The following is a 25,021-nucleotide window of genomic DNA, read 5'->3' on the forward strand; positions in this document are numbered from 1 at the left end:
ATAAAAAATATAAAAAGTTAATTACCTTTTGGGTAATTAACTTTTTGTATTTTAGGGGTATTAAAATTAATTTATTTTTTTAAATTAATCTTTATATGTACAAAAAAAGCCTTTAATGGAGATTGAATGTCATTAGTTAACGATTATTTTTTGCTTTATCATGGTAAAACTTGTGAGCAGAAAATTACATATGGAACAGAACACTACAAAAATAGAGATGAGTTTTTTGAAGTAGCAGCATTAGTATTAGCGCCTACAAGAAAAGATTATGAAAAGTATATATCATTAGATAGTTTTAAAAAATTAATTACCCATGTTACAAATAAAAAAGTAAAAAGTTTAGATGAGTTAAATCAACTACAATATTGCATAATAGATTCAATTGAAAATGATACAAAAAACTGTCAAATTGAAAAACTCCATGAAAGTTTAGAATATCTTAAAAAAGAACGCATTATAGACTCATCAAATTTTAATAAACTAATATCACTTTTTGACCCAAGAGAACTAGGACTTTGTGATGAAGACTCAAAAGAAGACCACATTCAAATTGATGAATCAAAATCATTCAAAGAAATAAAAATTGACTTTGAAAACCTAATAATAGAACTGCAGGAAATTTTTCAGTCACAAGAGTATAAAGAAGAGTTAGCAAATACAAAAGAATATCTAGAAAATCAAAAGTTCTCAATAGGAATTACAGGTGTTATGAATGCTGGTAAATCTACAATGCTAAATGCTCTAATGGGAAAAGAGATTCTAGGTAGTGCAGTAGTTCCAGAAACAGCAAATTTGACTATTGTAAAGCATGGTACACCTGAAGCAAATGTTTTTTATTGGAATAAAGAAGAATGGAATAGAATTGAACAATCAGGAAAACAATTAGAGTCAATCAAAGAGTTTGTACATGAAACTAAAAAGATATTTGGTGATGAAATTCATAACTATATCCATGATGATTCATACAGTGAAAAAGTTGATATAAATAATCTTGCAGCTTATACATCAGCAGAAGCCAGCGGTAAAAAATGTAATTTAGTTAAATATGTTGAACTAAAATCTGATTTGAGATTTTTAGAAGATGGAATAGAAATCGTTGATACTCCAGGATTAGATGACCCCGTAATTCAAAGGGAAGAAATAACAAAAGAGTATTTAAATCAATGTGATTTAATGATTCACTTAATGAATGTATCCCAAAGTGCGACACTAAAAGATGTAGAGTTTATAATAGATGCCCTACTTTATCAAAATATAACAAAACTATTAATCGTAATAACAAGAGCAGATACTGTTGAAAAAGAACAATTGCAAGAAGTAATTGAGTATACAAAAACTTCTATTGAAGCTCAATTAAAAGCTCAAAATAAAGATAGCCAGCTAGATTATATACTAAGAAATATAAAATTTATACCAATTTCTGGGATGATGGCATTGTACCATCGAACAGGAAGAGAAAAGAAAGCATTAGATGCTGGTTTTAAAGAAGAAGATACAGGTATTATAGACATTGAAAACTATCTTGAAGAGACACTATTTGGTAAAAGTTCATCAAAAACTGATTTAATAATAAAAGGTATTAAAACTCAACTTAGAAAAACAATAGAAAAAGAGATAAAGTCTTTTAATTATGAATTAATTTTATTGGGTAAATCAAAAGAAGAGTTAGAAGAAGATTTAAAAGACTTTGCAAAGAAAAAATCTACAAATGAATCAATTTTTGAAGCAATGAATGAAGATATTGTTGTATACAAAAATGATGCAAAAAGTTATATTCTTACATTAGAGACATTTTTGGAAAATGAGCTTTTAGATTTACAAGAGATTATTAGGAAAAGAGTTTTTTCAGATGTTAAATACTCTTTTGAAAAGACTAAAAAAAGACCAGAGTCAAAAAGAATCAAAAGTATCGTTGAAACAGCTATAAAAGATGGAATTGTAGATGTTATTAGAGACTATAGATACAAATTTATTAAAAAGTCTCAGAATATTGGTGAAGTATTTGAACAAAAATATCAAGAAATGGGATTTACTATTGGGCATAAAAATGAAAATTTTGATGCTAGAGGATTCTTTGAAAATGATTTTAAAACAGGGTTTTTAACATCATCAAATGAGGTGTTAATAAATAAAATAACAAATGAAGTTTCAAAAAGTAAAGATTCAAAACTAGGTGAATTAGATAGAAATTTACAAGAGTTTATAAAAGAAGAGTTTGAACCAATCGAAAAAAATATAAAAGAAAAAGCTCAAAATGTCTCACAAATTTTAATTGATAATTTCTTTACACAAATTTCTGAACCACTTAAAGTTTTTGAGAAAAAATTAATAAAAGATGAAAAAGCTTTACAAGACAGAATCTCTTCATTTGAAGAAAATGACTCACAAAAAGATGAATTAACTATAGAAATTCACAAAAAAGTCAAAAAACTTGAAACATTTAGTAGGGAGCTTAAAGCATGAGTATCTTAAATAGTTTTGTAAAAGAGTACAGCGATAAGTTTTTTGAAAAAGAAGAGGTATTTGAAACTGGATTAGTAGGTGATATAAAAAAAGTAAGTGTAAAGCTTATGGATGAAAAGTTTCACCCATCTTTTCAATTAAAATCTATATTAGATAAACAATTAAGACGAGCAAGATACCCTATGGAAGTTGCAATTACTGGACAATTTTCTTCAGGTAAATCTACATTTTTAAATGCCCTACTTTCAAAAAATATTTTGCCAACAGGAATTACTCCTGTTACTTCAAAAGTTAACTTTTTAAATTATGGAGAAGAGTATAAATTAAAAATAACTTATTACTCAGGTGCTCAAGAATATGCCCCTATTGAAGCAATAGCTGACTTTACAGATCAAAGAAAGAGTGAGATGAGTGAGATCAAGTATCTTACACTTTATGCGCCTATGGACATATTAAAAGATATCTCTTTTGTAGATACTCCAGGACTTAATTCTCAAAGTCAAAGTGATACAGATACCACAAGAAAAGTACTAAGAGATGTGGGTGGTATTATTTGGCTAACACTTATAGATAATGCAGGTAAAAAATCTGAAGCAGAAGTACTAGAAGAGTATATGGAACAATTTAAAAATAAATCTCTATGTGTACTTAATCAAAAAGACAAATTTACCCAAGAACAAATTGAAACTACAACAAAATATGTAAGGGAAAAATTCTCTAAATATTTTGCCCAAGTTACTCCCATCTCAGCTAAAATGGCACTTCAAGCTAGAGCTCATGATAAAGATGTTTTAATGAATGATGAATATGAAAAATTCATCAGTGAATTTAAAAATGATTTAAAAAATAACGAAGTTGAATCTTTAAACTTTTTTGAAAATAAATTTACAGAATATAAAAATAAAATATCAAAAATAAATCTTCAAGACTCAAAAGATAATATAAAACTTCAAGAAGAATCAAATATACAAAAAGTAATCGATTTTATAGAAAATACAATAAGACCTCAAGCCTTAGAATCAAAAGAGTTTGCTATTAAAAGAGACCTTATGGGGATTTGCGATATTTTAGTAAGTGAATATCAAAATATTCTAGGAGTATATGATAAGCTAGTAGAAATTCTAAAATCATCAGAAAATGATGTATTAAATGCTTTAGATAATATTCATAAAAAATACTCTAAAGAGTTATTTGCAATTTACAACTCATTAGAAGCTATTATGGAAAAAATGGCACATGAAACATTTAAAAATATCAAAACAGTAAAAGCAAATAGATATGAAAATAAAACAGGTTTTTTAAATAAAGAGAACTATGCAAAAATAGAATACAACACTTATTGGATAGACAGTGATAATGTATATAAAAACCTATTTTATGATGATCAAACAATTGACAAAATGTTTAAAAAATCAATCAAAGACCTAAAACAAATAGAACTAAATGCTGATGAATCATTTAGAGATGTTTACCGAACAATAAAAAGTAATGTTCATAGATGGCAAGAGCCTTACGAGTTAATAAAAAAGAATAGAGATGTTGCCTCAGATGTAGAGTTTTCAACAACCAGACACTTTGCAGCAAAAGTTTATGAGAATGTATTGATTTCATACCATAGAGCAATATTGGAAAACATTTCAGCACTTAGAAAGAAATTTGCATACTTTAATGGAGCATTATCATATAGTTATATTCAAACAACACAAGCTACTATTGCTCATTTTGAACAACAAATAGCTGAATCAATAACTTTATATGAAAAAGAGCCTACAAAATTTACTGTATATCACCCAAGAGAAGATGAAATACTTACTAAATTAAAAGCAAATTTTGGATTTGAAAAAATTGAAGACTTTTTAACCTCAAAAAGAAACTATTTATTTAAAATAATAAAATATTCAAAAGAGCAATATCTAGAGATAAATGAAGAGAGAATAAACTTTGTTGAATCAAGAAAAGGTGAATATATGGATAAAATAGAGGATTTAAAAAAGATAAAAGATGAAATTTAATTGATTTTATCTTAAATTTTCAAATTTAGATAGATTTAAGCTAAATACTATTGACAATATTGCATTTTTTTAATATTATTTCAGTCCATTTTGATTGGGGTATCGCCAAGTGGTAAGGCCTCGGCTTTTGGTGCCGATATTCGCAGGTTCGAATCCTGCTACCCCATCCAAATTGTTTTTTTATGTGCGAGTGTGGCGGAATAGGTAGACGCGTGGGACTTAAAATCCCATTCCGGTTTCGGAGTATCGGTTCGATTCCGATCATTCGCACCATAAAAGAGCGGGAGTAGCTCAGTTGGCTAGAGCTTCTGCCTTCCAAGCAGATTGTCGCGAGTTCGAGTCTCGTCTCCCGCTCCACTTTTTATGTAATGACCCGTTAGCTCAGTTGGTAGAGCATCTCACTTTTAATGAGGGGGCCAATGGTTCGAATCCATTACGGGTCACCATTACAATTTTTAATACCGCGGAATAGAGCAGTCCGGTAGCTCGTCGGGCTCATAACCCGAAGGTCGTAGGTTCAAATCCTGCTTCCGCAACCAAAATTTAGCCATAGTGTCAAGGTAGCTCAGCTGGCTAGAGCGCTGGTCTCATAAGCCGGAGGTCGGGAGTTCAAGTCTCCCTCTTGACACCATTTCTAACACACGCTGGTGTAGCTCAGTTGGCTAGAGCAGCTGATTTGTAATCAGCAGGTCGGGGGTTCAACTCCCTTCACCAGCTCCATTTTATAAATTACACACTAATAACAAACATAGAGAGTTGCCAGAGTTGGTCGAATGGACCGGTTTTGAAAACCGGCGAGGTTCACGCCTCCGAGGGTTCGAATCCCTTGCTCTCTGCCACTATTTAATTACTTTTTAAAACTTATCTTCTTTTAAACAAAAAATAATCATATTTGGAATATACTTCGCAAAAATAGCAGGGACTTCTCAAATGAGCGAAGAAATAGAAAATATTGCCACTAAAAAAGATAAAAATTTATTTGAAAGATTTTTTTCAAATATTACAAATTTTGACCGTTTTTTAGATCAAAAAATTGACTTTGTATTATTAAAAATAATCAATATCCTTAGATATGCTTTTATAATAGTTATGATTATGTATCTAGCAGTTTGTCTTATGAGTTTATCGCATAAAGTTATTGCCATGACTATTAATCAAGGAGTATTAGACTTTGACTCAATAAAAAATATTTTAACAGATGGTTTATTTATATTGATTATTTTAGCAATCGTAAAATCTTTTTTTATCAAACATAGTTTTGATTATGCAATTACATTTTTAGAAATAGCCTTTGTTGTTTTGGTTCGAAAATTAATATTACTTCAAACTGAACCATCAGAAACATTTCTTTTACTTGTTTTAGGTTTTACCTCTGCTTTATTTTTTGTTCTTATAATCTATGTGCATCAATACATAAAAAAAGAAAAGGTGGAAAATAAATGATTAATTTAGAATATACAGATATTTTTGATGACAATAAAATAAAAAAAATACAATTTTCTAAACACCTTATAAAAACTCCATACAAAGAGAAGTCACTCTTTGCCATTTTAGTTGATGGCAAATCAATGGAGCCTGTTATAAATCACAAGGCAGTAATAATTGCAGACTTATCAAATAAAGAACTTGAAGATTCAAGTATTTATTTAGTCTATTATGAAAATAAGATGTGGGTTAAAAAATATGATTTATTAAATAAAATTTTTATCTCTATCAATCCTGATTTCTCTCATTTAGTTTACAAAGAAGAAGATATTCATTTAGTAGCCAAAGTAATACTCACTTTTACCACATTTTAACATTCACAAAAAAACTACACAATTTCTTTCAAAATCACTAATCAATAATACTATGCCATAAATATGCCATTATTTATTTGTACTATTTTTTCAATTAAATATAAAAGGTACAATTATGAAAAAAGTAATTATTATTGGGGCAAGCTACGCGGGTTTATATGCGGCAAAAGAGCTTTCAAAGAATAAAAATATTGAGATTTTACTCTTTGATAAAAATGACTATCATTACATGCAAGTAGAAGCTTATGGCTTTGTTGCTACAAAATATAATACTTCAGAGGTAACAATAGGTATAAATAATTTTGTACAAAAGCTAAATTCTAATATCACATTTTACAAAAAAGAAATTCATTCTTTTGATTCAAAAACTAATACTATCACTACAATAGAAAAAAAGACTTTTAATTATGATTATTTAATTATAGCTACAGGTTCTCTCACTAATTTCCCAATTCAAGTTCCAAATATACAAAAATATTCTACAGGAATAAAAACTCTCCAAAAAGCAACTCAAGTAAATAAAATGTATCTAGATATCCTAGAAAAAATAAATATGAGTTCTTCTGATATAGAGGAATATAATATTGTTATTGGTGGAGCTGGACTTTCAGGTGTTGAGATTGCAGCAGAAATGTCAACAGTATTTAAAAATAAGAATATCTCTAAAATAAATATCTCTATTGTTGATGGGATGAATACGGTCCTACCAAATATGAATGAAAGATTAGTTTCAGAATGCCAAAAAAGACTAAAAGAACTAGGTATACAAATATATTTAGGATCTTTTATAAAAGATGTAGATGAAAAAAATATATATTTAGCAAATGATACACAAATAAAATATGACTACTTCATATTTACAGGTGGAATAAAAGGAATAACAATTGATTCACAAAAAGATTACGAAGTAAATAAACTTAATCAATATATTACTGATGACTACTTACACCTAAAAGGTGAAGATAATATATTTGTAATTGGAGATGTAGCAGAAGTTACTTATAATAATAAATATTTTGCCCCTACTGCACAATTAGCCATTAGTGCAGGTCATTATGTTGCTTCATATATTCAAAAAGAAGTTACTAATTCTCAATACAATATCATGGATACTTTCAAGCCAAAACTAAAAGGTACACTTATCTCTCTAGGTGGTAATTATGCCATTGGATTACTATTTAATAAGTACTTTGCAAAAGGATTCTTCATCCATATGTTAAAACATTTTGTTACAAAACTTCATAGAAATGCACTTTCATAAAATATAAAGTAATGACATAATTTTGTCATTTTTTACAATTATAATCATTTTGGAAAAAGAGAACTGGTATTTTTATAACAAATGTAACTTATAAATTAAAGGAGTATAAATGTCAAAAATAGCTTTTATTGGTTTAGGGAATATGGGTGAACCTATGGCTATAAATTTAATCAAATCTGGACATAAATTGAAAGTATTTGATTTAGCTGCTGAACCATTAAAAAGAACAGAAAAACTTGGTGCAACTATTGCAAAAACTGCAGGGGAATGTGTTGAAGATGCAGAGTTTGTTATTAGTATGTTACCAGCTGGTAAACATGTAGAGGGGTTATATTTAGGCGAAACTAATCTATTAGAAAAAGTTTCAAAAGATTGCATTGTAATTGATTGTAGCACTATTGATGTAGCTACAACAAAAAAATTATCACAAGAAGCAAATAAAAGAAATATTAATATCCTTGATGCACCTGTATCAGGTGGTGTAGGTGGAGCGAAAGCTGGAACTTTAAGTTTTATGGTTGGGGGAACTAAACAAAACTTTGAAGTAATTAAAAATTTATTATCGTGTATGGGTAAAAATATATTTCATGCAGGAGAATCTGGTGCTGGTCAAATGGCAAAAGCTTGTAATAACATGTTATTAGGAATTTTGATGGTGGGAACATCAGAAACTTTACAATTAGGAATTGCAAATGGCTTAGATCCAAAAATTTTATCTGAAATTATGTTAAATAGTAGCGGAAGAAATTGGACCTTAGAAGTTTACAATCCATCACCTAATATATTAGAAAATGTTCCATCAAGTAATAACTATGAAGGGGGATTTGCATTGGATTTAATGTTAAAAGATATGAATTTAGCTATGCAAGCTAGTTCTGAAAGTAAATCAGCTACACCCTTAGGATCTCTGTCTAGATGTTTATATGCACAATACTCAAATATGGGTAATGGACACAAAGATTTTTCATCTATTTATGATTATTTTTCTACAAAGTAAGAAAGATATTAATATAAAAATTAAATTATAAAAAACAAAGGACTACTATGAAAATTACGAATTTAGCGATGGCATCTGTTATCACTTTAAGCATTGGTGCCACTTCTGGTTTGGCTGAAGATAAAAAAGTTTTACTTAAAGTTCCAACAGCATATACAACTAATTTAGTTGGTTTAGGAACACCGTTAGTCTCTTTTAAGAAAACAGTAGAATCAATTTCTTCAACAATAAAAGTAAAGATTTATGAACCAAATAAACTTATTGCTCCATTTGAAATCTTAGATGCAGTATCTGATGGTAAAGTAAATGCAGGTTGGGCATATGCTGGTTATTGGAAGGGTAAAATTCCTTCGGCAGCAATTTTCTCAGCTGTACCATTTGGTCCAGAAGCTCCAGAATTTATTGCTTGGATGTACAAAGGAAATGGATTAAAGCTGTATCAAAAAATGTATGATACTGCAAAATATAATGTACATGTATTACCTTGTTCAATATCTTCTCCAGAAACTGCTGGTTGGTTTACAAAAGAAATTAATGGCCCAGAAGACTTTAAAGGTCTAAAAATGAGATTTGCAGGTTTAGGGGGAGATGTTTTAACTAAATTAGGAACATCTGTATCATTACTTCCAGGTGGTGAACTATTTTCGGGATTAGAAAAAGGTGTAATTGATGCAACTGAATTTTCAATGCCTGCAGTTGACCAAAAATTAGGATTTTCTAAAATTGCTAAATATAATTATTTCCCAGGTTGGCATCAACAAGCTACATTTTTTGAATTATTAATTAATAAAGACACATGGAATGGTATGAGTGCACAACAACAAAGTGCAGTAACAACTACTTGTGAAGCAAATATAACTGATTCATTAGCAGAAAGTGAAGCTATACAAGGTGCTGTTATTAAGAAAAATATAAAAGAAAGAGGTGTAATTGTAAAAAAATTATCGCCAGAAACATTAGAAGCGCTTAGAGGTGCTTGGAAAGAAGCATTAGTTGACCTTAGAAAAGATCCAGAATTTGATGCAGTATGGAAAGATTTATCAGAATTTAGAGCTAATTATAAATACTGGAATGACTTAGCATTTTTACCTAGAAACTAAAAAATTTAAAAAGGAATACTATGAAAATAACAGACCACATAGTTGAACCATTAAAAATTTATGATGATATTACACATACGAGTGATAGTGAAGTAACTTCAAAAGATGAAGAGTTTCCTAAAATTTGTAAAATTTTAAATGCTTTTGTATTTAAAGTTGGGACAGCCATTTCATGGCTGTCTATTCTTTTAATTGCAATAATAGTTATACAGGTACTTTTAAGATATTTATTTTCTATAAATTTAGTGCAACTAGAAGAGTTACAGTGGCATCTATATGCCACCATTATAATGTTTGGATTATCTTATGCAATGGTTAATCACTCACATGTTAGAGTTGATATTTTAAGAGTGAAATTTAATCCAAGACTACAAAGAAAAATTGAAATATTTGGTGTTTTAATATTAATGATTCCATTTATATTAATTGTTATTAAATATGGTGTGGATCTGACAGAAGAAGCACTAAGAATAAACGAAAGATCAAGTTCACCTACAGGATTACCTTATAGATGGATTGTTAAAAGTGTTATGCCAATTAGCTTTAGTTTATTATTAATTGCAAGTATTTCAAGAGTTATTAGACATACAAGCTATTTATTAAAAGGCAGAAAAAATGGAAATTAATGATTATTTAGTTATTTCAATGTTTGCATCATTTATCTTACTACTTATCACAGGAATTCCAGTTGCTTGGGTTCTAGGTGGAGTAGGAATATTATTTGTAGTAGTGGGATATATTTCAGATATGTATTTTGGGACAATAACAGGATTAGATTTTAGTACGATTGGACTTGTATCAAATAGAATATTTCAAATAATGCATAATTGGGTTTTAGTAGCATTGCCCTTATTTATTTTTATGGGCTTAGCTTTAGATGAATCAGGAATTGCAGAAAAACTTTTAAAATCTTTACAAATGTTTTTTGGGAAAATGAGAGGTGGATTAGCAATCACTGTTGTACTTTTAGGAGTACTACTTGCTGCATCAACAGGAATAATTGGAGCATCAGTTGTTCTTTTAGCTGTAATGAGTTTACCAATTATGTTAAAGCAAGGATATGACAAGCAAACAGCATTAGGTGTTATAGCAAGTTCAGGAACCCTTGGAATTTTAATACCACCAAGTATTATGCTTATTATTATGGCAGATCAATTAAGTATTTCAGTTGGAAATCTTTTTATGGGAGCAGTATTTCCAGGATTGATTTTAGGTTTATTATATATTTCGTATTTAGTAATATTAGGATTTATTAAACCTAAAAAAATGCCTTTAATTCAAGATAATGAAGAACCACATGAAGGCTCAGATATTGTTTTATATTGGGATTTATTTAAAAATATTATTCCTCCAGTTATTTTAATATTATCAGTATTAGGTTCAATATTTTTTGGATTAGCAACAACAACAGAAGCTTCTGGGATTGGTGCACTTGGAGCCTTAATTTTGATGGCAATAAATGGACATTTAACATTAAGTAAAGTTAAAAAAATATGTATGTCAACTATGAATACATCAGGATATATATTTGCTATTTTTGTAGGGGCTACATGCTTTTCATTAGTATTAAGAGAATTAGGTGGAGATGAAGTAATAATATCTGCCCTACACTCAATTTCTGATAACCCTGTTATTGTTATTTTATTTATTTTAGGATTAGTGTTTCTTTTAGGTTTTGTTTTAGATTGGATTGAAATTACACTAATTATTTTACCTTTAGTTGCACCAATCATCTCTCATCTTGCCATTGAAATTAATGGTTTTGGAATTGATAATGCAACCTTAGTTTGGTTTGTGCTACTTGTAGCAATGACCTTGCAAACCTCGTTTTTAACACCACCAGTTGGGTTTGCATTATTTTATTTAAAAGGTGTATGTCCACCAGAAATTCAGTTGTTAGATATATATAAAGGTGTAATTCCTTTTATAATCTTACAACTTATTGGGTTAGCGATAGTATTTTTCTTCCCAGAAGTAGTAACTTGGTTACCTTCAATCGCATATTAAATTAAATTATAAGGAAATTAAATGAAAAAATTAGAAATTATAGTAAGTAATAAATTTATAGAAAGTGAAACAACTCAATATTTTGATAAAGTTTCTCCATTAACACAAGAAGTACAGGTACAAGTACCATTATGTACAAAAAATGAGATAGATGATGCAGTTGAAAAAGCTCATAAAGCTTATTTGTCATGGAAAGATACTCCAATAATGACAAGAACAAGATTAATGTTTAACTACCAAACTTTGATAAAAGAAAATATTGATGAGATAGCTGAAATATTAAGTATTGAACAAGGAAAAACTTTTGATGATGCAAAAGGAGATATCGTAAGAGGATATGAAGTTGTTGAGTTCGCTTGTAGTGCACCAACACTTATGATGGGAGAAACAGTTGAACATGTTTCAAATAAAATGAATACATACTCTTACAAACAACCATTAGGTGTTTGTGCAGGAGTTACACCATTTAATTTTCCAGCAATGATTCCTCTATGGATGTTTCCAATGGCAATAGTTAGTGGTAATGCATTTATTTTAAAACCATCAGAAATGGTTCCAAATACAACTATGAAACTTGCAGAACTATTCATTAAAGCTGGAGCACCTAAAGATTTATTACAAGTTGTTCATGGACAAAAAGATCAAGTTGATTACTTATTAGATAATCCAAAAGTTAGAGCATACTCTTTTGTTGGTTCACCAGAAGTTGGTGCATACATTTATTCAAGAGCAACTGCAAACCTAAAAAGAGCACAAGCTTTTGTAGGAGCAAAAAATCATATGGTTATTATGCCTGATGCAAATAAAGAAAATGTATTAAATGCCTTAGTAGGATCTTCTATGGGTGCAGCAGGACAAAGATGTATGGGAATTTCAGTTGCTTTATTTGTAGGAAAATCAAAAGAGTGGATTCCTGAATTAATTCAAAAAATAAAAGAAGTAAAACCTGGAGCATGGAATGATAAGAGTGCTAATTATGGACCAATTATCACAAAAACTGCCCTAAATAGAATCGAAAGTATCATAGAAGAAGGTGTTAAAGATGGAGCATCTCTAGTACTTGATGGAAGAAATGCAAAAGTTGATGGATATGATGAAGGGAATTGGGTTGGACCAACTATTTTTACAGGAGTAACAACAGATATGTCAATTTATACTAAAGAGATTTTTGGACCTGTACTATCTATATTAGAACCAAAAAATTTAAATGAAGCACTAGATATTATAAATAATAATATGTTTGGAAATGGAACATCAATTTTCACTTCAAGTGGAGCAAGTGCAACAAAATTTAGAAGAGAAGTTCAAGTAGGACAAGTAGGTGTTAACTTACCAATTCCTGTGCCTTTACCATTTTTCTCTTTTACAGGATGGAGAGGTTCTTTCTATGGTGATTTACATGCTTACGGGAAACAAGCAATAACTTTTTATACAGAAACAAAAACTGTTACAGAAAAATGGTTTGAAGATGAAGAAAATGAAGATGTTGCATTTGATTTTAAAGCTGATCATTCAAAATAATAACTAATAAAAAGGCTTATTAAGTATTTAATAAGCCTTTTTTATAAAGAGGAAAATCTTATGGAAAAAGAAATAACAATTGATAAGATAAAAGATTTTTTACATGATGGAATGACAATTGCTATTGGTGGTTTTATGGGGTGTGGAAATGCCCATAACATTATAGATGAGATTCTAAAAACAAATGTAAACAATTTAACTTTAGTTGCAACAGATACAGCAAGGGATAATTTTGGCATTGGAAAATTAATTGATGATAAAAGAATAACAAAATTATTAGCCTCTCATATTGGTACAAATAAAGAAACACAAAAACAAGTAAATGAAGGCTTTTTAGAAGTTGAATTAATACCCCAAGGTACACTTGCAGAAAGAATAAGATGCGCAGCAGCTGGTCTTGGTGGAGCTTTGACTCAAACTGGTTTGAACACTGAAGTGCAAATTGGAAAAGAGGTTATACATATTGATGGAAAAGATTATATTTTAGAAAAACCAATTCATATAGATATTGCATTCATATCTGCACATAAAGCTGACAAAGCAGGAAACCTAATCTATAAAGGTTCAACTAGAAATTTTAATGTTCCTATGGCTGGAGCTGCTAAAATCACTATTGTTGAAGTAGAAGAAATTGTTGAAACTGGAATCCTTGATCCAAATTTCATTCATACTCCATTTGTTTATGTAAATCACATCATAAAGGCATAATATGGAAGCTAAAGAAATTATTGCAAAAAGAGTTGCACAAGAATTTAATAATGGAGATTTTATTAATTTAGGAATAGGACTTCCAACACAAGCTGTTAATTTTATTCCTAAAGATATACACATAAATCTACATTCTGAAAATGGATTTGCAGGTATTTGGGACAAAGCAAATGAAAATAATATAGATAAAAATGTTGTAGATGCAGGAGGTTCTAATGTGATTTTAAGAGATGGTGGAATTTTTTTCGATTCTGTTACTTCTTTTGAAATAATTAGAGGTGGGCATATAGATATTACAGTTTTAGGAGCTTTGGAAGTTGATGAAGAAGGTAATTTAGCTAACTGGAAAATACCAGGAAAACTTTTACCTGGAATGGGTGGAGCGATGGACTTAGTTAATGGTTCAAAAAAAGTTATTATTTCTATGCTTCATACTGCAAAAGGAAATCCTAAAATATTGAAACAATGTACTTTACCTTTAACAGGAAAAGGTGTAGTTGATATGATTATTACGGAAATGGGTGTTTTTGAATTTATTAATAATGAATTAGTATTAATAGAATTAATGCAAGGTGTTACATTAAATGATATTAAAGAAGTAACTCCAGCATCATACAAAATTGCATCAAATCTAATAAAATAAAATTTAAAGGTTATTCATGATCAAAAATAAAGTTACTATAATAACAGGAGCAGCTTCGGGAATTGGACTTGATATTGCAACTACTTTTGCAAAAAATGGCGCAAAAGTAGTTCTATCAGATATAAATGAAGAAGCTTTAAATGAGGCAGTAAATAGTTTGCGAGAAAAGGGCTATGAAGCACTTGGAATAAAGTGCAATGTCTTAAAAGAAGATGAAATTAAAGATCTTATAAATATGACAGTTGAACACTATAAGACAATAGATATTTTTATATCAAATGCAGGTATTCAACATGTAAGTAATATTGAGGATTTTCCAACTGAAAAATATGAATTAATGCTAAAACTTATGCTTGTAGCACCTTTTATTGCTATAAAAGAGGTATTTCCTATCATGAAAAAACAAAAATGGGGAAGAATCATAAATATGGCTTCAATAAATGGACTTGTAGGTTTTGCAGGTAAAGCTGGATATAACTCAGCTAAACATGGACTACTTGGATTAACTAAAGTCGCTGCATTAGAAGGTGCACTGGAAAATATAACAGTTAATGCTTTATGCCCAGGATATGTAGATACTCCACTTGTGAGAAATCAAATTGCTGATTTAGCAAAAAATAGAGGTGTTAGTGAAGAAGAAGCCTTAGAAAAGGTTATTTTTTCTTTAGTTCCTCAAAAAAAGTTATTAACTACAGATGAAATTGCAGATTATGCAATGTTTATTGCAAGTGAAAGTGCGAAATCTATAACAGGACAAGCCTTAGTTATGGATGGTGGATATACAATTCAATAAGGAATAAAATGAAAGTTTATATTGTAGAGGCAAAAAGAAGTGCCATTGGAAAATATTTAGGATCATTAAAAAATATTGATCCTGGGCATTTAGCGGGACAGGTAATAAAAGATTTAGTTAAAAATATTGATAATACTTTAATTGATGAAGTTATAGTTGGAAATATATTATCAGCAGGACATGCGCAAGGTGTTGGTCGTCAAGCTTCAATATATGGAGGACTTCCAGATTCTACAGTTGCTTACTCTTTAAATATGTTATGTGGTTCAGGAATGAAAGCTGTTATGAATGCTGCATCTGAAATAAAATCAGGGAATAAAAATCTAATTGTAGCAGGTGGAGTAGAGTCTATGTCAAAAGCTCCTTTTTTAATTTCATCAAAAGCAAGATTAGGTTTAGGTTTGGGTAATTCTTTGATGGTTGATTCTATGATTAATGATGCATTAACTGATGCCTTTGGGAATTATCATATGGGAATTACAGCAGAGAATATTGCAGAGAAGTTCAATATCACTAGAGAAGCCCAAGACGAATATGCATTAAATTCTCAAAGAAAGGCCTTAATAGCTAATGAAAAGGGAAAGTTTATTGATGAAATAACTCCTATTACAATACAAGAAAGAAAAGAAGATATAGTTTTTAGTACGGATGAGTTTATCAATAAAAATACAACTTTAGAGAAACTTGCTAATTTGAGAGCTGCATTTAAAGATCAAGGAACAGTAACAGCAGGTAATTCATCTGGAATAAATGATGGTGCAAGTTTTACATTATTGGCCTCTGAAAAAGTTGTAAAAGAGTACAAGCTTACCCCTTTAGCTGAAATAGTTGATTATGCAGAAGTTGGAATAGATCCATCAGTTATGGGACTAAGTCCTGCTTATGCTATTGAAAAACTTTTAAATAAGACAAATATTTCAATAAATAATATAGATGTAATAGAAATTAATGAAGCATTTGCAGCCCAATCTTTAGGAGTATTTGAACTTTTAAAAGATAAAATCAAGCTAACCAACCAAACCATACAAGAAAAAATAAATGTAAATGGAGGAGCTATTGCACTTGGTCATCCTGTTGGAGCGAGTGGTAATAGAATTATCGTTTCATTAGTCCATGAAATGCTAAAACAAAATTCAGAATATGGATTGGCTTCTCTTTGTATTGGTGGAGGATTAGGAACTGCTATTTTACTCAAAAAAGTAAAATAGTAAGACTTTTACAAGGAAAACTTTATGGGAAAAGAACTTCATAATGAATTAGATAAACAACTAGATTTTGAAGAAATTTTATTAGATTCATTACCAAATCCTATTTATTATAAAGATATAAATGGTGATTTCATAAGATGTAATTCTAGATTTTCAAAACTTTGTGATGCTTCTAAAGAAAATATTATAGGAAAATCTGCTTATGATTTTTTTCCTATTTCTGTAGTTACAAGACATAAAATAATTGATGCAAATATAATGAAAACATTAAAATCAAATAAAGATGAAGTTCATTTTGTAAAAAAAAGTGGAGAAGTAAGATACTACAACCTAAGTAAAACTGTTTGTTTAAACCAAGAAGGTAATGTAGCAGGTATTATTTGCATAATGACAGATATCACTCAAAGAATTACAGAAAAAGAGTTCTTAATTCAACAAAGTAAATTTGCAGAAATGGGAGAAATGATAGCTTCAATTGCCCATCAATGGAATGAACCATTAGTTGAGTTATCTGCCCAAGTTCAAAGGTTTGAATTACTCCATGCTATGAATAAGATTAATGAAAATATGATGCATGATTTTGTAAATGACACAATGGTTCAAATAAAATATATGTCAAATACACTTAGTGATTTTAGAAATTTTTTAAAACCATCAACTGTTAAAAAAAGTTTTGAAATAAAAAAAGCGATAAAAGAGATATTTGAGATAATTGGAAAACAAATTTTTTATTTAAATATTAATGTTAGTTTGGAATATAAAAATGTAAATGAAGAAATCTATATTTATGGTTATGAAAATGAATTAAAACAAGTTCTATTAAATATAATTAACAATGCAAAAAATAAAATAATTAAAATTGAAAATGAGAAAGTCTTTAATCCACTTATCAAAATAAAAGTTTACCAAAATGAAAGATTCAATATTATTGAAATTTCAGATAATGCAGGACCAATTCCTGAGGAAATTATAGGTCAACTATTTGAACCTTTCTTTACAACTAAAAGTGAAGGTACTGGACTTGGATTATATATGGCTAAACTCATTGTTGAAGATAAAATGTCTGGAAAAATTAGTGTGAAAAATGATGTTGATAATGTTATTTTTTCAATCAAAATACCAATAAAGAAAGAGTAGGCAAACTATGAAAATTTTTTTACTTGAAGATAATAAAACATTGAATGAAACTATAAAGTTGAAATTTGAGAAAAATGACCATAAGGTTTACGCTTTTTTAGATGGGAAAGATGCATATGAAAATATTACGGAAGGTTTTTCATGCTTTATTTTAGATATTAATGTACCAAATATTGATGGTATTAGAATATTACAAAAAATAAGAAAGTATTATGAAGAGGTTCCCATTATAATTATATCAGCAACTGTCGAATTTGAAATAATAAAAAATGCTTATGATTTTGGTTGTAACGATTACTTAAAAAAACCATTTTTTATTGATGAATTATTAATAAAAGTTAATAAATTATGCAAAATTTCTAAAAAAGAAATAACAATAGATAAAGATTGTACTTTTAATTTTAGCGATGGAGTAATCAAATTTAAAGATGAAAAAGTAATACTTACAAAAAAAGAAAACTTAATGATGAATCTTTTTTTAACGAATATAAATAAACTAGTAACTTATGAAAATATACAAAACTATGTATGGGAAGGTGAATATGCATCTTTAGACGCAATAAGGACACTTATAAAAAGATTAAGAAGGAAACTTCCAAAGCAGTATATTTATGCTTCATCAAATAGTGGATACTTTTTCAACTCTGAAGAGGGATAACTCAAAAGAGTTACCTTTATATTCGAATATTTCTTTGTAAATAACCAATCATATCTTTATTTACAAAATCCATACTACTTTCTATTCTTCTTGTACTTTTTAATTTTATTAGTGTGCTTGTATATGTTTCTATTTTATTGGTTAATTTTCTATCATTTAATAATAGAATTATTTTTGCTGATGTTTTATTTATCTGTCTTAATTGTTCATCAACATTTTCATGACCCATTGATAAAATATCTTCTGTTAATTTTGAAAATAGCTCTAATTTTGTGTTTCTAAGCCATTTATTTTGTTCTATTTTATTATTTATTTTTGTAGAAACAAAGGTATCAACCAATTTTGTGGCAACTGCTCCAACTAATGCACTTTTTGCTACTGAAGAAATTAAAGTTAAATTTAGCATAATAATCCTTTTCAATTTCCTGATTATATGAACAATAAACTTAAATCTAAATTATAATGATAATAAGTATCATTAATATTACTTTAAGGTCACAATAAGTATCATATTGATAACAATAATCAAGGTTATAAAAATGAAAAAAATTGAAAAGTTATCTTTATATAAAAAAAATTTAAAGATTCATAGTAATCTATGGAAAGTCTATTATTCAGCACTATTTGTTGCCATTTCATTTGTCATAATAAAAGATTTAATTAATGCCTGAAAAAAATGAACTGCAATTTAATAACTTATTAAAAAAATATAAACAACACTTTAAAAATCTAAAATTTAAAAATACTATTCAAAAAGATTATCTGTTAAAGGCTTTATACTACTCAGAAGGTCACTTAACAGCTGAAAAACTAACTAAAGAATTAAAAACTAAATATAATGTAAATATATCCATTGCAACAGTATATAAAATTTTAAAATTATTTGAAGAACTTAAAATAGTAAAGTGCTTAAATATCATTGAAAATGCAAAATTCTATGAATTAAACTTTTCCAATCATAACCATCTTATATGCAATTCTTGCCACATGATTATAGAATTTAAAGATGAAATTATAGAAAAAAAACAACTATCAATAGCCAAAAATAATAATTATATTTTAAAAGAACATATCATTACTATATATGGATTATGTCCCGCATGTCAAAACTAAAATAAACCTTTTTTTGATAATGATTACAAATTTATAATAAGATATTATTAAGATTATATATATAATAATCTACAAAAGGACTAAATTTGATTACTACAGAAGAAATTATAAATATAGCAAAATTTTTTACAATAATTGCACATACCCCAGGAAGACTAAGAGTAAGAGTTAATCCTAAAATAAAAGATTCTGCTGGAAATATTTCTATTGAAGATATTGAAAAGCTTCCTGAAAAAATATCAGGAATAGAACATATTAAAATAAATAAAATTATTGCCTCAGTTACAATTAAATATGACCCAAAGGTATTCAAACCAAAAATTTGGGAAGACTTAATAAATCAGAAAAACATAGATGAAATAACTAATTTAATAAATAATTTAGCAAAGGAGGTTATTTAATTGGAAACAAACATAGATGAGCAACTTTTAACAAGTGCTAGAGTTGATGTAACTAGTCAAATACCTATTACAACTCAAATACTTAGAATTGCTGTATATGATGAATATAAAGCTTATGAAACATACACAAAAATAATCGAAAAATTTGGTTTAGTGCAACCATTTGTAAATATCAAAGAAGCAGAAGCAATACATTATGGTGCCTTGATTAAAATAATGGAAAAATATGCAGTTGAAGTGCCTATTAATGATTGGTATGAAAAAATTGAAATTCCAAATACATTAATTGAATGTAGTGAAATGGGAGTTGCAGCAGAGATTAATAATATAGCAATGTATAATAATCTATTAAGTCATGTAACTCAAGATGATATAAAAAATGTACTTTATCAATTACAAGCAGCATCTTTTAATAACCATCTACCAGCTTTCAGAAACTCTGTACTTATGCATTATACAAGCAATACAAATGCAAATGTAAATCAAGAAAATATGATGGAAAAACTTGGAGAATATCAAGTTTTACTTGATGACATTATGTCAGGAAATATTGATGAAAGTTCAATTACAAAAATATTTTCTAAGCTTAATTTATCTATGACAAGTGGTGCTGTTTTTGGTGGTGCAATCATTGCACTTATGAATAATTATATTTCAAAAAATCAAAGTGAGGAGTAGAAAATGCCATTACCATTCTTAATCGGTGTAGCCGTAGGAGCAGGTGCTGTACTTGCATATAACAAATCAGATAAAGTAAAAACTAAAACAGATGAAATAGTTGGTAAATCAAAAGAATTTGCAAATGAAACATTAACTAAAACTAAAAAAAATGTTAGTGAATTAAAAGATAATTTATGCACAAAAAAAGAAACTAAAGAAGAAATAGATAAGGAAGAGAAATGAAAGACATCGTTATAAATACAGGAGCTCAAAGAAATGTTCTAGGACATGTAATTAGTGGAGCTATTGCATCTGCTGTTATCAGTGGTGCTATCAATTATAAAAAAGTAAAAGCAAATGAAGTAGAAAAAAAAGCTGCAATTAAAGATACTATTAAAAAGACTTCACAAGGAGCAATTGCAACTGGTGCTGCTATTGCTACTGCTAATTATTTAGGTGAAAAAGGTGGATTATTAAAAGCTGTTACTGCACTTTCTGTTGGGGCAATGGGAATATATGCCCTAGAAGTTATTGAAGAACAACTTGATAAAAAATATCTAACAAATGAGAACTGTCTTTTAGAAGAGGAAATTAATGAATAATCAATACGATATAAACATAGAAAATAGCAGACCAAGTGATATAAAAACTACTGCTAATATAAACCAAAATCCGTATATAAATCAAAATGCAAATTTTGTGAATAATCTACAACAACAAAATATTGAACAATCACAAAGTGGATTTAATACTGGAGATTTTGTAAAAGGTGCACTAATAGGTGCAGCAGTTACATATTTACTTACAAATAAAAATGCCCAAGAAAAAGCTTTCCAAGTTTTTGGAAAAGGAAGTGAACTTTTTCAAGCAGGAATTGAAGAGTTAAAAGAAAAGTATGAAGATATGAAAGCTCAAATACAAGCGAATAATGAATAAACCTATGAATAATAAATTTATTAAAGTGCACCAAACTTCTTCAAGACTTAGATATAAATATTTCTTACTAAAAGAAAAATTTATAGATGAAGATATTTTAAAAAATTATCTTGAAAAAGTTAATCATGTTGAAAGTGTACGAATAAATAAAAAAGCATTTTCAATTATTTTTGAAATAAGTAAAGACATTACAAGTGAACTTGAAGCTATTTTGAGTGAATTAACACTTGATGAATTACTAAATAATTGTCAAAATGAAGCCGTTTGTATATCTTGTGTAAGTGAAGAAGAGCCGTCAATAAAAGGTATGTTAAGAGCTTCTAGTGCACTGATTTCTGAAAGATTTATTAGCAATGATTTATTAAAAGCTGGGATTACTACAAGTGCTTCTATTCCACTTTTAATTGATGGATCAAAAGAGCTTTTAGAAGAAGGTCTTACTTCAAAGGTTTTAGAAAGTGCTGCTGTTGCAATTTCAATTTATAGAAAAGATTATCTTGCTGCAAACTCTACAAATATGATGCTAGAACTTGGTGAATATATAGAAGAAACTACTGTTCATAAAAGTGATGATTTATTAAAAGAATTAGCAAAACCAAATGTAGAAGAAGCTTGGGTAGAAAAAACAATAGATGGGAAAATCACTGAAATTTTAATCAAAAGTACTGATGTAAAAGTTGGAGATATCGTAGTTGTTGGTATTGGAAATACAATACCAGTTGATGGACATATATTAGAAGGAACAGGTAGTGTAAATCAAGTCTCTATGACAGGAGAAGCTGAACCAGTTGTAAGATATAGAGGGGATCGAGTTATCTCTGGAACTATTGTAGAAGAAGGAAGATTTAGAATCTGGGCTGAACATGTGGGTTCAGATACAGCAACTCAAAGAATCAAACATTACATAGAAAATTCACTAAATGAAAAATCATCAGTTCAATTAAAAGCAAATAAACTAGCAAATAAACTAGTCCCTGTAACACTTGGCCTTGCTGGTATTTCATATATTTTTGCAAGAGATTTTGAGCGAGTTGCTTCTATTTTACAAGCTGATTACTCTTGTGCTTTAAAACTAGCAACTCCAGTTGCTTTTAAATCAACTATTTCAAAAGCTGGACATAATGGTATTATGATAAAAGGTGCAAAATCTATTGAAGCACTTAGCAATGCAGATACCTTTGTATTTGACAAAACTGGTACTTTAACTTGTGGAGAGTTAGAAGTAATCTCAGTAGAATCTTATAGTGATGATTGGACAGAAGAGGAAGTGCTTAATCTAACTGCTTCAACAGAAGAGCACTACTTTCATCCAGTAGCAGAAGCTGTTGTAAAAGCGGCAAAAGAGAGAGGTTTTGTTCATATGCACCATGAAGAAGTAGAGTTCATAGTTGCACATGGAGTTAAAACAGAAGTAAAAGGAAAATCTGTAGTAATTGGAAGTAGACACTTTGTGGAAGATGATGAAAAAATAGATTTCAAAGAACATAAAGACAAGATAAACAATTCATTAAAAGATGGAAAAACTTTATTATATATAGGATACGATGGAAAACTATTAGGAACTATTGGTCTTTCTGATGAATTGAGAGAAAATACAAAAGAATCTATTTCAAGACTTAAGAAACTAGGTGTAAAAAATATCATTATGCTAACAGGTGATACAAAAGAAAAAGCAAAACTAATTGCAGATGAAATTGGAATAGAAGAAGTAAGAGCAGAACTACTTCCTCAAGATAAAGCAAAAATTGTAAAAGAACTTATGGCAGAAGGCAAAAAAGTTGCATTTATAGGTGATGGAATAAATGATGCACCTGCACTAATATCTGCTCATGTTGGAATATCTATGAGTAGAGGTGCAGATATTGCTAAAGCAACTGCTGATATTAGTCTTTTAAAAGATGATATTGCCTGCGTTGTTGAAGTAAAAGAATATGCTAATAAAACAATGAATTTGATTAATAACAATTTTAATGCAACAGTTGGAATCAACTCTTGTATACTTGCAGGTGCTACATTTGGGCTATTTTCTCCAATCGTAACAGCTGTATTACATAATGGTACAACTATTGGATTATTACTAAATTCAATAAGGGGTGTTAAGTAGTAGTAATTGATAATAGTTATTAGTTTTATTTAAGTTTCTTTTAGATAAAATATTGATAATTATTATCAAAAGGATGAATATGCCATTTTTACTACCACTTGCAACAGCTTTAACAGCAATTTTAACAGTAAAAACTGTAAATAAAACTGCAAAAGTAATAGATAAAAGGAAAAAAAGAAATGAAAGAACTGCCAATTGATTTAGAGATTCAAAAAGAAGCTGCAAAAATTGGAATGACAGCAACTCTAGGAGCAACTGTCGTAACTTCTATGTTTATGAAAAATAAAGTTGCAAAAAAAGTTCATGTAGTTGCTGGCGTTGCATTTTGTGGATTTGCATTATGGCATCATATGTTATATCAGCCAAAAAATAAAAGTAAAAAAACTAATACTAGTATAGTACAAGAAAGCTAAGGGTATTAGTACCCTATCGCTTTTCTTAGCTCTTTGTTTTTAACAATTCTTTTATTTGTTAAACCAACCTCTTCTTTTAAAATCTGTATTTTTGCCAATAATTTTTCTATATCTACTTCTTTATTATTCATCTTAACTCCTAATTAAAATCATCTTTTATGTAAGATACCCATTTTGAAACTCTTTGATTGGTCAAATCATCTTGTGTATCTTCATCCAAAGCCAAACCTACAAATCTATTATCAATAAAAGCTTTTGAGTCATCAAAATCATATGAATCATCTCTCTCCCATTCCCCTACTACATTTGCACCCAAACTTTTTATTTGTTCGTAAACAATTCCCATAGCATCTAAATAAGTGTCTGGATATCCATCTTGATCTCCTAATCCAAATAGAGCTACTTTTTTTGACGAAAAATCTACTTTTTTCAAGTGCTCAAAATTGTCATCCCAGTCATCTTGTAAATCACCATCTCCCCAAGTAGAGATTCCAAATATTACATTTTCATATTCATTTATTTTTTCTAAACTTACATCTGCAATATCATGTATTTCATCTATTGATAACTCTTTTCCTATTTGTTCTGCTATATTTGAAGTATTTCCAGTACTACTTGCATAAAATATTGCTGTTTTCACTACAACCCCTTTTTTTGATAATGTCATTTAATGAATAAGGTATCAATTTAACCATATATTCATCACCAGATTCTTCAAGTAGTGGAATTTTTACTTGAATATGTTTATTGAAGTTTCTATTTTTTGGATATACAAAATATACATATTTGTATTCACTATTAAGTACTATATCGCATGCCATTTTTACTTCATTTTTTATTGATAAACTTTTTTTATTCATATTTGTACATAATGGAATAACTCTTATAGATGGATGGTTTGATAAAACTATATCAATACAATCATCATATTTTTCTACAAATCTATTTTTTGTATTTCTTGCTATTTTTTTATAAACATAATTAAAAAAGTTCTCATTTGTATTTTTACTATCATGTATTGAATTTATTAAATTAGTACATTCATTAAAACTCATTATTTATCCTTTATATTGATAATCAATATCAA

The 25,021-nt window shown here is 28.7% G+C and carries 28 protein-coding genes and 8 tRNA genes; 32 read left to right on the forward strand and 4 right to left on the reverse strand.

Annotated elements, in window-relative coordinates; translation table 11 throughout:
- Window positions 1–126 precede the first annotated feature (126 nt).
- The 24 genes from LXN10_RS04175 (at window position 127) to LXN10_RS04290 (ending at window position 18,307) form a co-directional block, all read left to right on the forward strand.
- Window positions 127–2,463 (forward strand): dynamin family protein, encoded by a 2,337-nt coding sequence (locus LXN10_RS04175; protein WP_375724658.1) that lies wholly within the window; start codon window positions 127–129, stop codon window positions 2,461–2,463.
- The gene (locus LXN10_RS04180; protein WP_375724659.1) at window positions 2,460–4,475 is read left to right on the forward strand and encodes a dynamin family protein; all 2,016 of its coding nucleotides are present in this window, start codon (window positions 2,460–2,462) and stop codon (window positions 4,473–4,475) included. Before LXN10_RS04175 ends, LXN10_RS04180 begins: the two co-directional genes overlap by 4 nt.
- Before the next feature lie 95 nt (window positions 4,476–4,570).
- Window positions 4,571–4,645: transfer RNA gene (locus tag LXN10_RS04185), tRNA-Gln, on the forward strand.
- A gap of 16 nt (window positions 4,646–4,661) precedes the next feature.
- Window positions 4,662–4,748, forward strand: a tRNA-Leu gene (locus LXN10_RS04190).
- A 7-nt stretch (window positions 4,749–4,755) separates the two neighbouring features.
- Window positions 4,756–4,832, forward strand: a tRNA-Gly gene (locus LXN10_RS04195).
- A 13-nt stretch (window positions 4,833–4,845) separates the two neighbouring features.
- Window positions 4,846–4,921 (forward strand) — tRNA-Lys (locus LXN10_RS04200).
- 16 nt (window positions 4,922–4,937) lie between these two features.
- A tRNA-Met gene (locus tag LXN10_RS04205) sits at window positions 4,938–5,014 on the forward strand.
- A gap of 15 nt (window positions 5,015–5,029) precedes the next feature.
- Window positions 5,030–5,106 (forward strand) — tRNA-Met (locus LXN10_RS04210).
- Between the two features lie 12 nt (window positions 5,107–5,118).
- A tRNA-Thr gene (locus LXN10_RS04215) sits at window positions 5,119–5,195 on the forward strand.
- A gap of 30 nt (window positions 5,196–5,225) precedes the next feature.
- Window positions 5,226–5,314, forward strand: a tRNA-Ser gene (locus LXN10_RS04220).
- A gap of 91 nt (window positions 5,315–5,405) precedes the next feature.
- Entirely contained in the window at window positions 5,406–5,918 is a 513-nt protein-coding gene (locus tag LXN10_RS04225) for a hypothetical protein (RefSeq protein WP_375724660.1), read from the forward strand.
- The gene (locus LXN10_RS04230) at window positions 5,915–6,274 is read left to right on the forward strand and encodes a S24 family peptidase (protein WP_375724661.1); all 360 of its coding nucleotides are present in this window, start codon (window positions 5,915–5,917) and stop codon (window positions 6,272–6,274) included. The genes LXN10_RS04225 and LXN10_RS04230 overlap by 4 nt, the downstream gene beginning before the upstream one ends.
- A gap of 115 nt (window positions 6,275–6,389) precedes the next feature.
- Window positions 6,390–7,535 carry an NAD(P)/FAD-dependent oxidoreductase gene (locus LXN10_RS04235; RefSeq protein WP_375724662.1) on the forward strand — a complete coding sequence of 382 codons (1,146 nt, stop codon included), beginning with the start codon at window positions 6,390–6,392 and terminating at the stop codon, window positions 7,533–7,535.
- A 109-nt stretch (window positions 7,536–7,644) separates the two neighbouring features.
- Entirely contained in the window at window positions 7,645–8,532 is an 888-nt protein-coding gene (mmsB, locus tag LXN10_RS04240) for a 3-hydroxyisobutyrate dehydrogenase (protein ID WP_375724663.1), read from the forward strand.
- 47 nt (window positions 8,533–8,579) lie between these two features.
- A complete protein-coding gene (locus tag LXN10_RS04245) occupies window positions 8,580–9,632 on the forward strand; it encodes a TRAP transporter substrate-binding protein (protein ID WP_375724664.1) in 1,053 nt (350 codons plus the stop codon).
- Window positions 9,633–9,652: 20 nt separating this feature from the next.
- Window positions 9,653–10,258, forward strand: coding sequence for a TRAP transporter small permease subunit (locus LXN10_RS04250; protein WP_375724665.1), 606 nt, complete (start codon window positions 9,653–9,655; stop codon window positions 10,256–10,258).
- Complete coding sequence (locus LXN10_RS04255; RefSeq protein ID WP_375724666.1) at window positions 10,248–11,639, forward strand: TRAP transporter large permease; 1,392 nt, start codon at window positions 10,248–10,250, stop codon at window positions 11,637–11,639. The genes LXN10_RS04250 and LXN10_RS04255 overlap by 11 nt, the downstream gene beginning before the upstream one ends.
- 21 nt (window positions 11,640–11,660) lie before the next feature.
- Window positions 11,661–13,160, forward strand: a complete 1,500-nt coding sequence (locus LXN10_RS04260; RefSeq protein ID WP_129099658.1) for a CoA-acylating methylmalonate-semialdehyde dehydrogenase — start codon at window positions 11,661–11,663, stop codon at window positions 13,158–13,160.
- 60 nt (window positions 13,161–13,220) lie between these two features.
- On the forward strand, window positions 13,221–13,868 hold the full coding sequence (locus LXN10_RS04265; protein ID WP_129099657.1) for a CoA transferase subunit A: 648 nt from the start codon (window positions 13,221–13,223) through the stop codon (window positions 13,866–13,868).
- Window position 13,869: 1 nt separating this feature from the next.
- Window positions 13,870–14,511: a 3-oxoacid CoA-transferase subunit B gene (locus tag LXN10_RS04270; RefSeq protein ID WP_129099656.1), complete on the forward strand. Its 642-nt coding sequence runs from the start codon at window positions 13,870–13,872 to the stop codon at window positions 14,509–14,511.
- A gap of 16 nt (window positions 14,512–14,527) precedes the next feature.
- Window positions 14,528–15,304 (forward strand): 3-hydroxybutyrate dehydrogenase, encoded by a 777-nt coding sequence (locus tag LXN10_RS04275; RefSeq protein WP_129099655.1) that lies wholly within the window; start codon window positions 14,528–14,530, stop codon window positions 15,302–15,304.
- Window positions 15,305–15,312: 8 nt separating this feature from the next.
- Window positions 15,313–16,512, forward strand: coding sequence for an acetyl-CoA C-acetyltransferase (locus LXN10_RS04280; RefSeq protein ID WP_375724667.1), 1,200 nt, complete (start codon window positions 15,313–15,315; stop codon window positions 16,510–16,512).
- A gap of 24 nt (window positions 16,513–16,536) precedes the next feature.
- The gene (locus LXN10_RS04285; RefSeq protein ID WP_129099653.1) at window positions 16,537–17,649 is read left to right on the forward strand and encodes a PAS domain-containing sensor histidine kinase; all 1,113 of its coding nucleotides are present in this window, start codon (window positions 16,537–16,539) and stop codon (window positions 17,647–17,649) included.
- A gap of 7 nt (window positions 17,650–17,656) precedes the next feature.
- Window positions 17,657–18,307 (forward strand): response regulator transcription factor, encoded by a 651-nt coding sequence (locus tag LXN10_RS04290; protein WP_129099652.1) that lies wholly within the window; start codon window positions 17,657–17,659, stop codon window positions 18,305–18,307.
- A gap of 16 nt (window positions 18,308–18,323) precedes the next feature.
- Here LXN10_RS04290 and LXN10_RS04295 read toward each other — a convergent pair whose 3' ends face one another.
- Window positions 18,324–18,713 (reverse strand): hypothetical protein, encoded by a 390-nt coding sequence (locus LXN10_RS04295; RefSeq protein ID WP_129099651.1) that lies wholly within the window; start codon window positions 18,711–18,713, stop codon window positions 18,324–18,326.
- Between the two features lie 257 nt (window positions 18,714–18,970).
- Between LXN10_RS04295 and LXN10_RS04300 the strand changes: the two genes are divergently transcribed.
- From LXN10_RS04300 to LXN10_RS04335, 8 genes are all read left to right on the forward strand, one after another.
- Window positions 18,971–19,420 (forward strand): Fur family transcriptional regulator, encoded by a 450-nt coding sequence (locus LXN10_RS04300; RefSeq protein ID WP_375724668.1) that lies wholly within the window; start codon window positions 18,971–18,973, stop codon window positions 19,418–19,420.
- A gap of 86 nt (window positions 19,421–19,506) precedes the next feature.
- Window positions 19,507–19,821 carry an HMA2 domain-containing protein gene (locus tag LXN10_RS04305; RefSeq protein ID WP_375724669.1) on the forward strand — a complete coding sequence of 105 codons (315 nt, stop codon included), beginning with the start codon at window positions 19,507–19,509 and terminating at the stop codon, window positions 19,819–19,821.
- Window positions 19,822–20,499, forward strand: a complete 678-nt coding sequence (locus LXN10_RS04310; RefSeq protein ID WP_375724670.1) for a ferritin-like domain-containing protein — start codon at window positions 19,822–19,824, stop codon at window positions 20,497–20,499.
- 3 nt (window positions 20,500–20,502) lie between these two features.
- Window positions 20,503–20,724 (forward strand): hypothetical protein, encoded by a 222-nt coding sequence (locus LXN10_RS04315; RefSeq protein WP_375724671.1) that lies wholly within the window; start codon window positions 20,503–20,505, stop codon window positions 20,722–20,724.
- Window positions 20,721–21,083 carry a hypothetical protein gene (locus LXN10_RS04320; RefSeq protein WP_375724672.1) on the forward strand — a complete coding sequence of 121 codons (363 nt, stop codon included), beginning with the start codon at window positions 20,721–20,723 and terminating at the stop codon, window positions 21,081–21,083. The genes LXN10_RS04315 and LXN10_RS04320 overlap by 4 nt, the downstream gene beginning before the upstream one ends.
- Window positions 21,076–21,417 (forward strand): YtxH domain-containing protein, encoded by a 342-nt coding sequence (locus tag LXN10_RS04325; protein ID WP_375724673.1) that lies wholly within the window; start codon window positions 21,076–21,078, stop codon window positions 21,415–21,417. The genes LXN10_RS04320 and LXN10_RS04325 overlap by 8 nt, the downstream gene beginning before the upstream one ends.
- A 4-nt stretch (window positions 21,418–21,421) precedes the next feature.
- Window positions 21,422–23,521, forward strand: a complete 2,100-nt coding sequence (locus LXN10_RS04330) for a heavy metal translocating P-type ATPase (protein ID WP_375725324.1) — start codon at window positions 21,422–21,424, stop codon at window positions 23,519–23,521.
- A gap of 179 nt (window positions 23,522–23,700) precedes the next feature.
- On the forward strand, window positions 23,701–23,934 hold the full coding sequence (locus LXN10_RS04335) for a hypothetical protein (protein ID WP_375724674.1): 234 nt from the start codon (window positions 23,701–23,703) through the stop codon (window positions 23,932–23,934).
- A gap of 5 nt (window positions 23,935–23,939) precedes the next feature.
- Here the strand turns inward: LXN10_RS04335 and LXN10_RS04340 are convergent, their stop codons facing one another.
- The 3 genes from LXN10_RS04340 to LXN10_RS04350 are packed head-to-tail and all read right to left on the reverse strand — an operon-like array spanning window position 23,940 to window position 24,989.
- Window positions 23,940–24,065, reverse strand: a complete 126-nt coding sequence (locus LXN10_RS04340; protein WP_375724675.1) for a hypothetical protein — start codon at window positions 24,063–24,065, stop codon at window positions 23,940–23,942.
- Window positions 24,066–24,073: 8 nt separating this feature from the next.
- Window positions 24,074–24,574 (reverse strand): flavodoxin, encoded by a 501-nt coding sequence (locus LXN10_RS04345; RefSeq protein ID WP_375724676.1) that lies wholly within the window; start codon window positions 24,572–24,574, stop codon window positions 24,074–24,076.
- Window positions 24,546–24,989, reverse strand: coding sequence for a hypothetical protein (locus tag LXN10_RS04350; protein WP_375724677.1), 444 nt, complete (start codon window positions 24,987–24,989; stop codon window positions 24,546–24,548). Before LXN10_RS04350 ends, LXN10_RS04345 begins: the two co-directional genes overlap by 29 nt.
- Window positions 24,990–25,021: the final 32 nt, after the last annotated feature.

The organism is Arcobacter iocasae (assembly GCF_042214795.1).
Lineage (GTDB): Bacteria > Campylobacterota > Campylobacteria > Campylobacterales > Arcobacteraceae > Arcobacter > Arcobacter iocasae.

Coding starts and splice junctions, on each gene's coding strand:
- LXN10_RS04280 (WP_375724667.1), top strand. CDS start 15,313: ATGAAAGTTTATATTGTAGAGGCAAAAAGAAGTGCCATTGGAAAATAT.
- LXN10_RS04255 (WP_375724666.1), top strand. CDS start 10,248: ATGGAAATTAATGATTATTTAGTTATTTCAATGTTTGCATCATTTATC.
- LXN10_RS04340 (WP_375724675.1), bottom strand. CDS start 24,065: ATGAATAATAAAGAAGTAGATATAGAAAAATTATTGGCAAAAATACAG.
- LXN10_RS04260 (WP_129099658.1), top strand. CDS start 11,661: ATGAAAAAATTAGAAATTATAGTAAGTAATAAATTTATAGAAAGTGAA.
- LXN10_RS04295 (WP_129099651.1), bottom strand. CDS start 18,713: ATGCTAAATTTAACTTTAATTTCTTCAGTAGCAAAAAGTGCATTAGTT.
- LXN10_RS04285 (WP_129099653.1), top strand. CDS start 16,537: ATGGGAAAAGAACTTCATAATGAATTAGATAAACAACTAGATTTTGAA.
- LXN10_RS04350 (WP_375724677.1), bottom strand. CDS start 24,989: ATGAGTTTTAATGAATGTACTAATTTAATAAATTCAATACATGATAGT.
- mmsB (WP_375724663.1), top strand. CDS start 7,645: ATGTCAAAAATAGCTTTTATTGGTTTAGGGAATATGGGTGAACCTATG.
- LXN10_RS04315 (WP_375724671.1), top strand. CDS start 20,503: ATGCCATTACCATTCTTAATCGGTGTAGCCGTAGGAGCAGGTGCTGTA.
- LXN10_RS04300 (WP_375724668.1), top strand. CDS start 18,971: ATGCCTGAAAAAAATGAACTGCAATTTAATAACTTATTAAAAAAATAT.
- LXN10_RS04180 (WP_375724659.1), top strand. CDS start 2,460: ATGAGTATCTTAAATAGTTTTGTAAAAGAGTACAGCGATAAGTTTTTT.
- LXN10_RS04230 (WP_375724661.1), top strand. CDS start 5,915: ATGATTAATTTAGAATATACAGATATTTTTGATGACAATAAAATAAAA.
- LXN10_RS04250 (WP_375724665.1), top strand. CDS start 9,653: ATGAAAATAACAGACCACATAGTTGAACCATTAAAAATTTATGATGAT.
- LXN10_RS04320 (WP_375724672.1), top strand. CDS start 20,721: ATGAAAGACATCGTTATAAATACAGGAGCTCAAAGAAATGTTCTAGGA.
- LXN10_RS04265 (WP_129099657.1), top strand. CDS start 13,221: ATGGAAAAAGAAATAACAATTGATAAGATAAAAGATTTTTTACATGAT.
- LXN10_RS04275 (WP_129099655.1), top strand. CDS start 14,528: ATGATCAAAAATAAAGTTACTATAATAACAGGAGCAGCTTCGGGAATT.
- LXN10_RS04245 (WP_375724664.1), top strand. CDS start 8,580: ATGAAAATTACGAATTTAGCGATGGCATCTGTTATCACTTTAAGCATT.
- LXN10_RS04290 (WP_129099652.1), top strand. CDS start 17,657: ATGAAAATTTTTTTACTTGAAGATAATAAAACATTGAATGAAACTATA.
- LXN10_RS04270 (WP_129099656.1), top strand. CDS start 13,870: ATGGAAGCTAAAGAAATTATTGCAAAAAGAGTTGCACAAGAATTTAAT.
- LXN10_RS04335 (WP_375724674.1), top strand. CDS start 23,701: ATGAAAGAACTGCCAATTGATTTAGAGATTCAAAAAGAAGCTGCAAAA.
- LXN10_RS04330 (WP_375725324.1), top strand. CDS start 21,422: ATGAATAATAAATTTATTAAAGTGCACCAAACTTCTTCAAGACTTAGA.
- LXN10_RS04235 (WP_375724662.1), top strand. CDS start 6,390: ATGAAAAAAGTAATTATTATTGGGGCAAGCTACGCGGGTTTATATGCG.
- LXN10_RS04325 (WP_375724673.1), top strand. CDS start 21,076: ATGAATAATCAATACGATATAAACATAGAAAATAGCAGACCAAGTGAT.
- LXN10_RS04225 (WP_375724660.1), top strand. CDS start 5,406: ATGAGCGAAGAAATAGAAAATATTGCCACTAAAAAAGATAAAAATTTA.
- LXN10_RS04175 (WP_375724658.1), top strand. CDS start 127: ATGTCATTAGTTAACGATTATTTTTTGCTTTATCATGGTAAAACTTGT.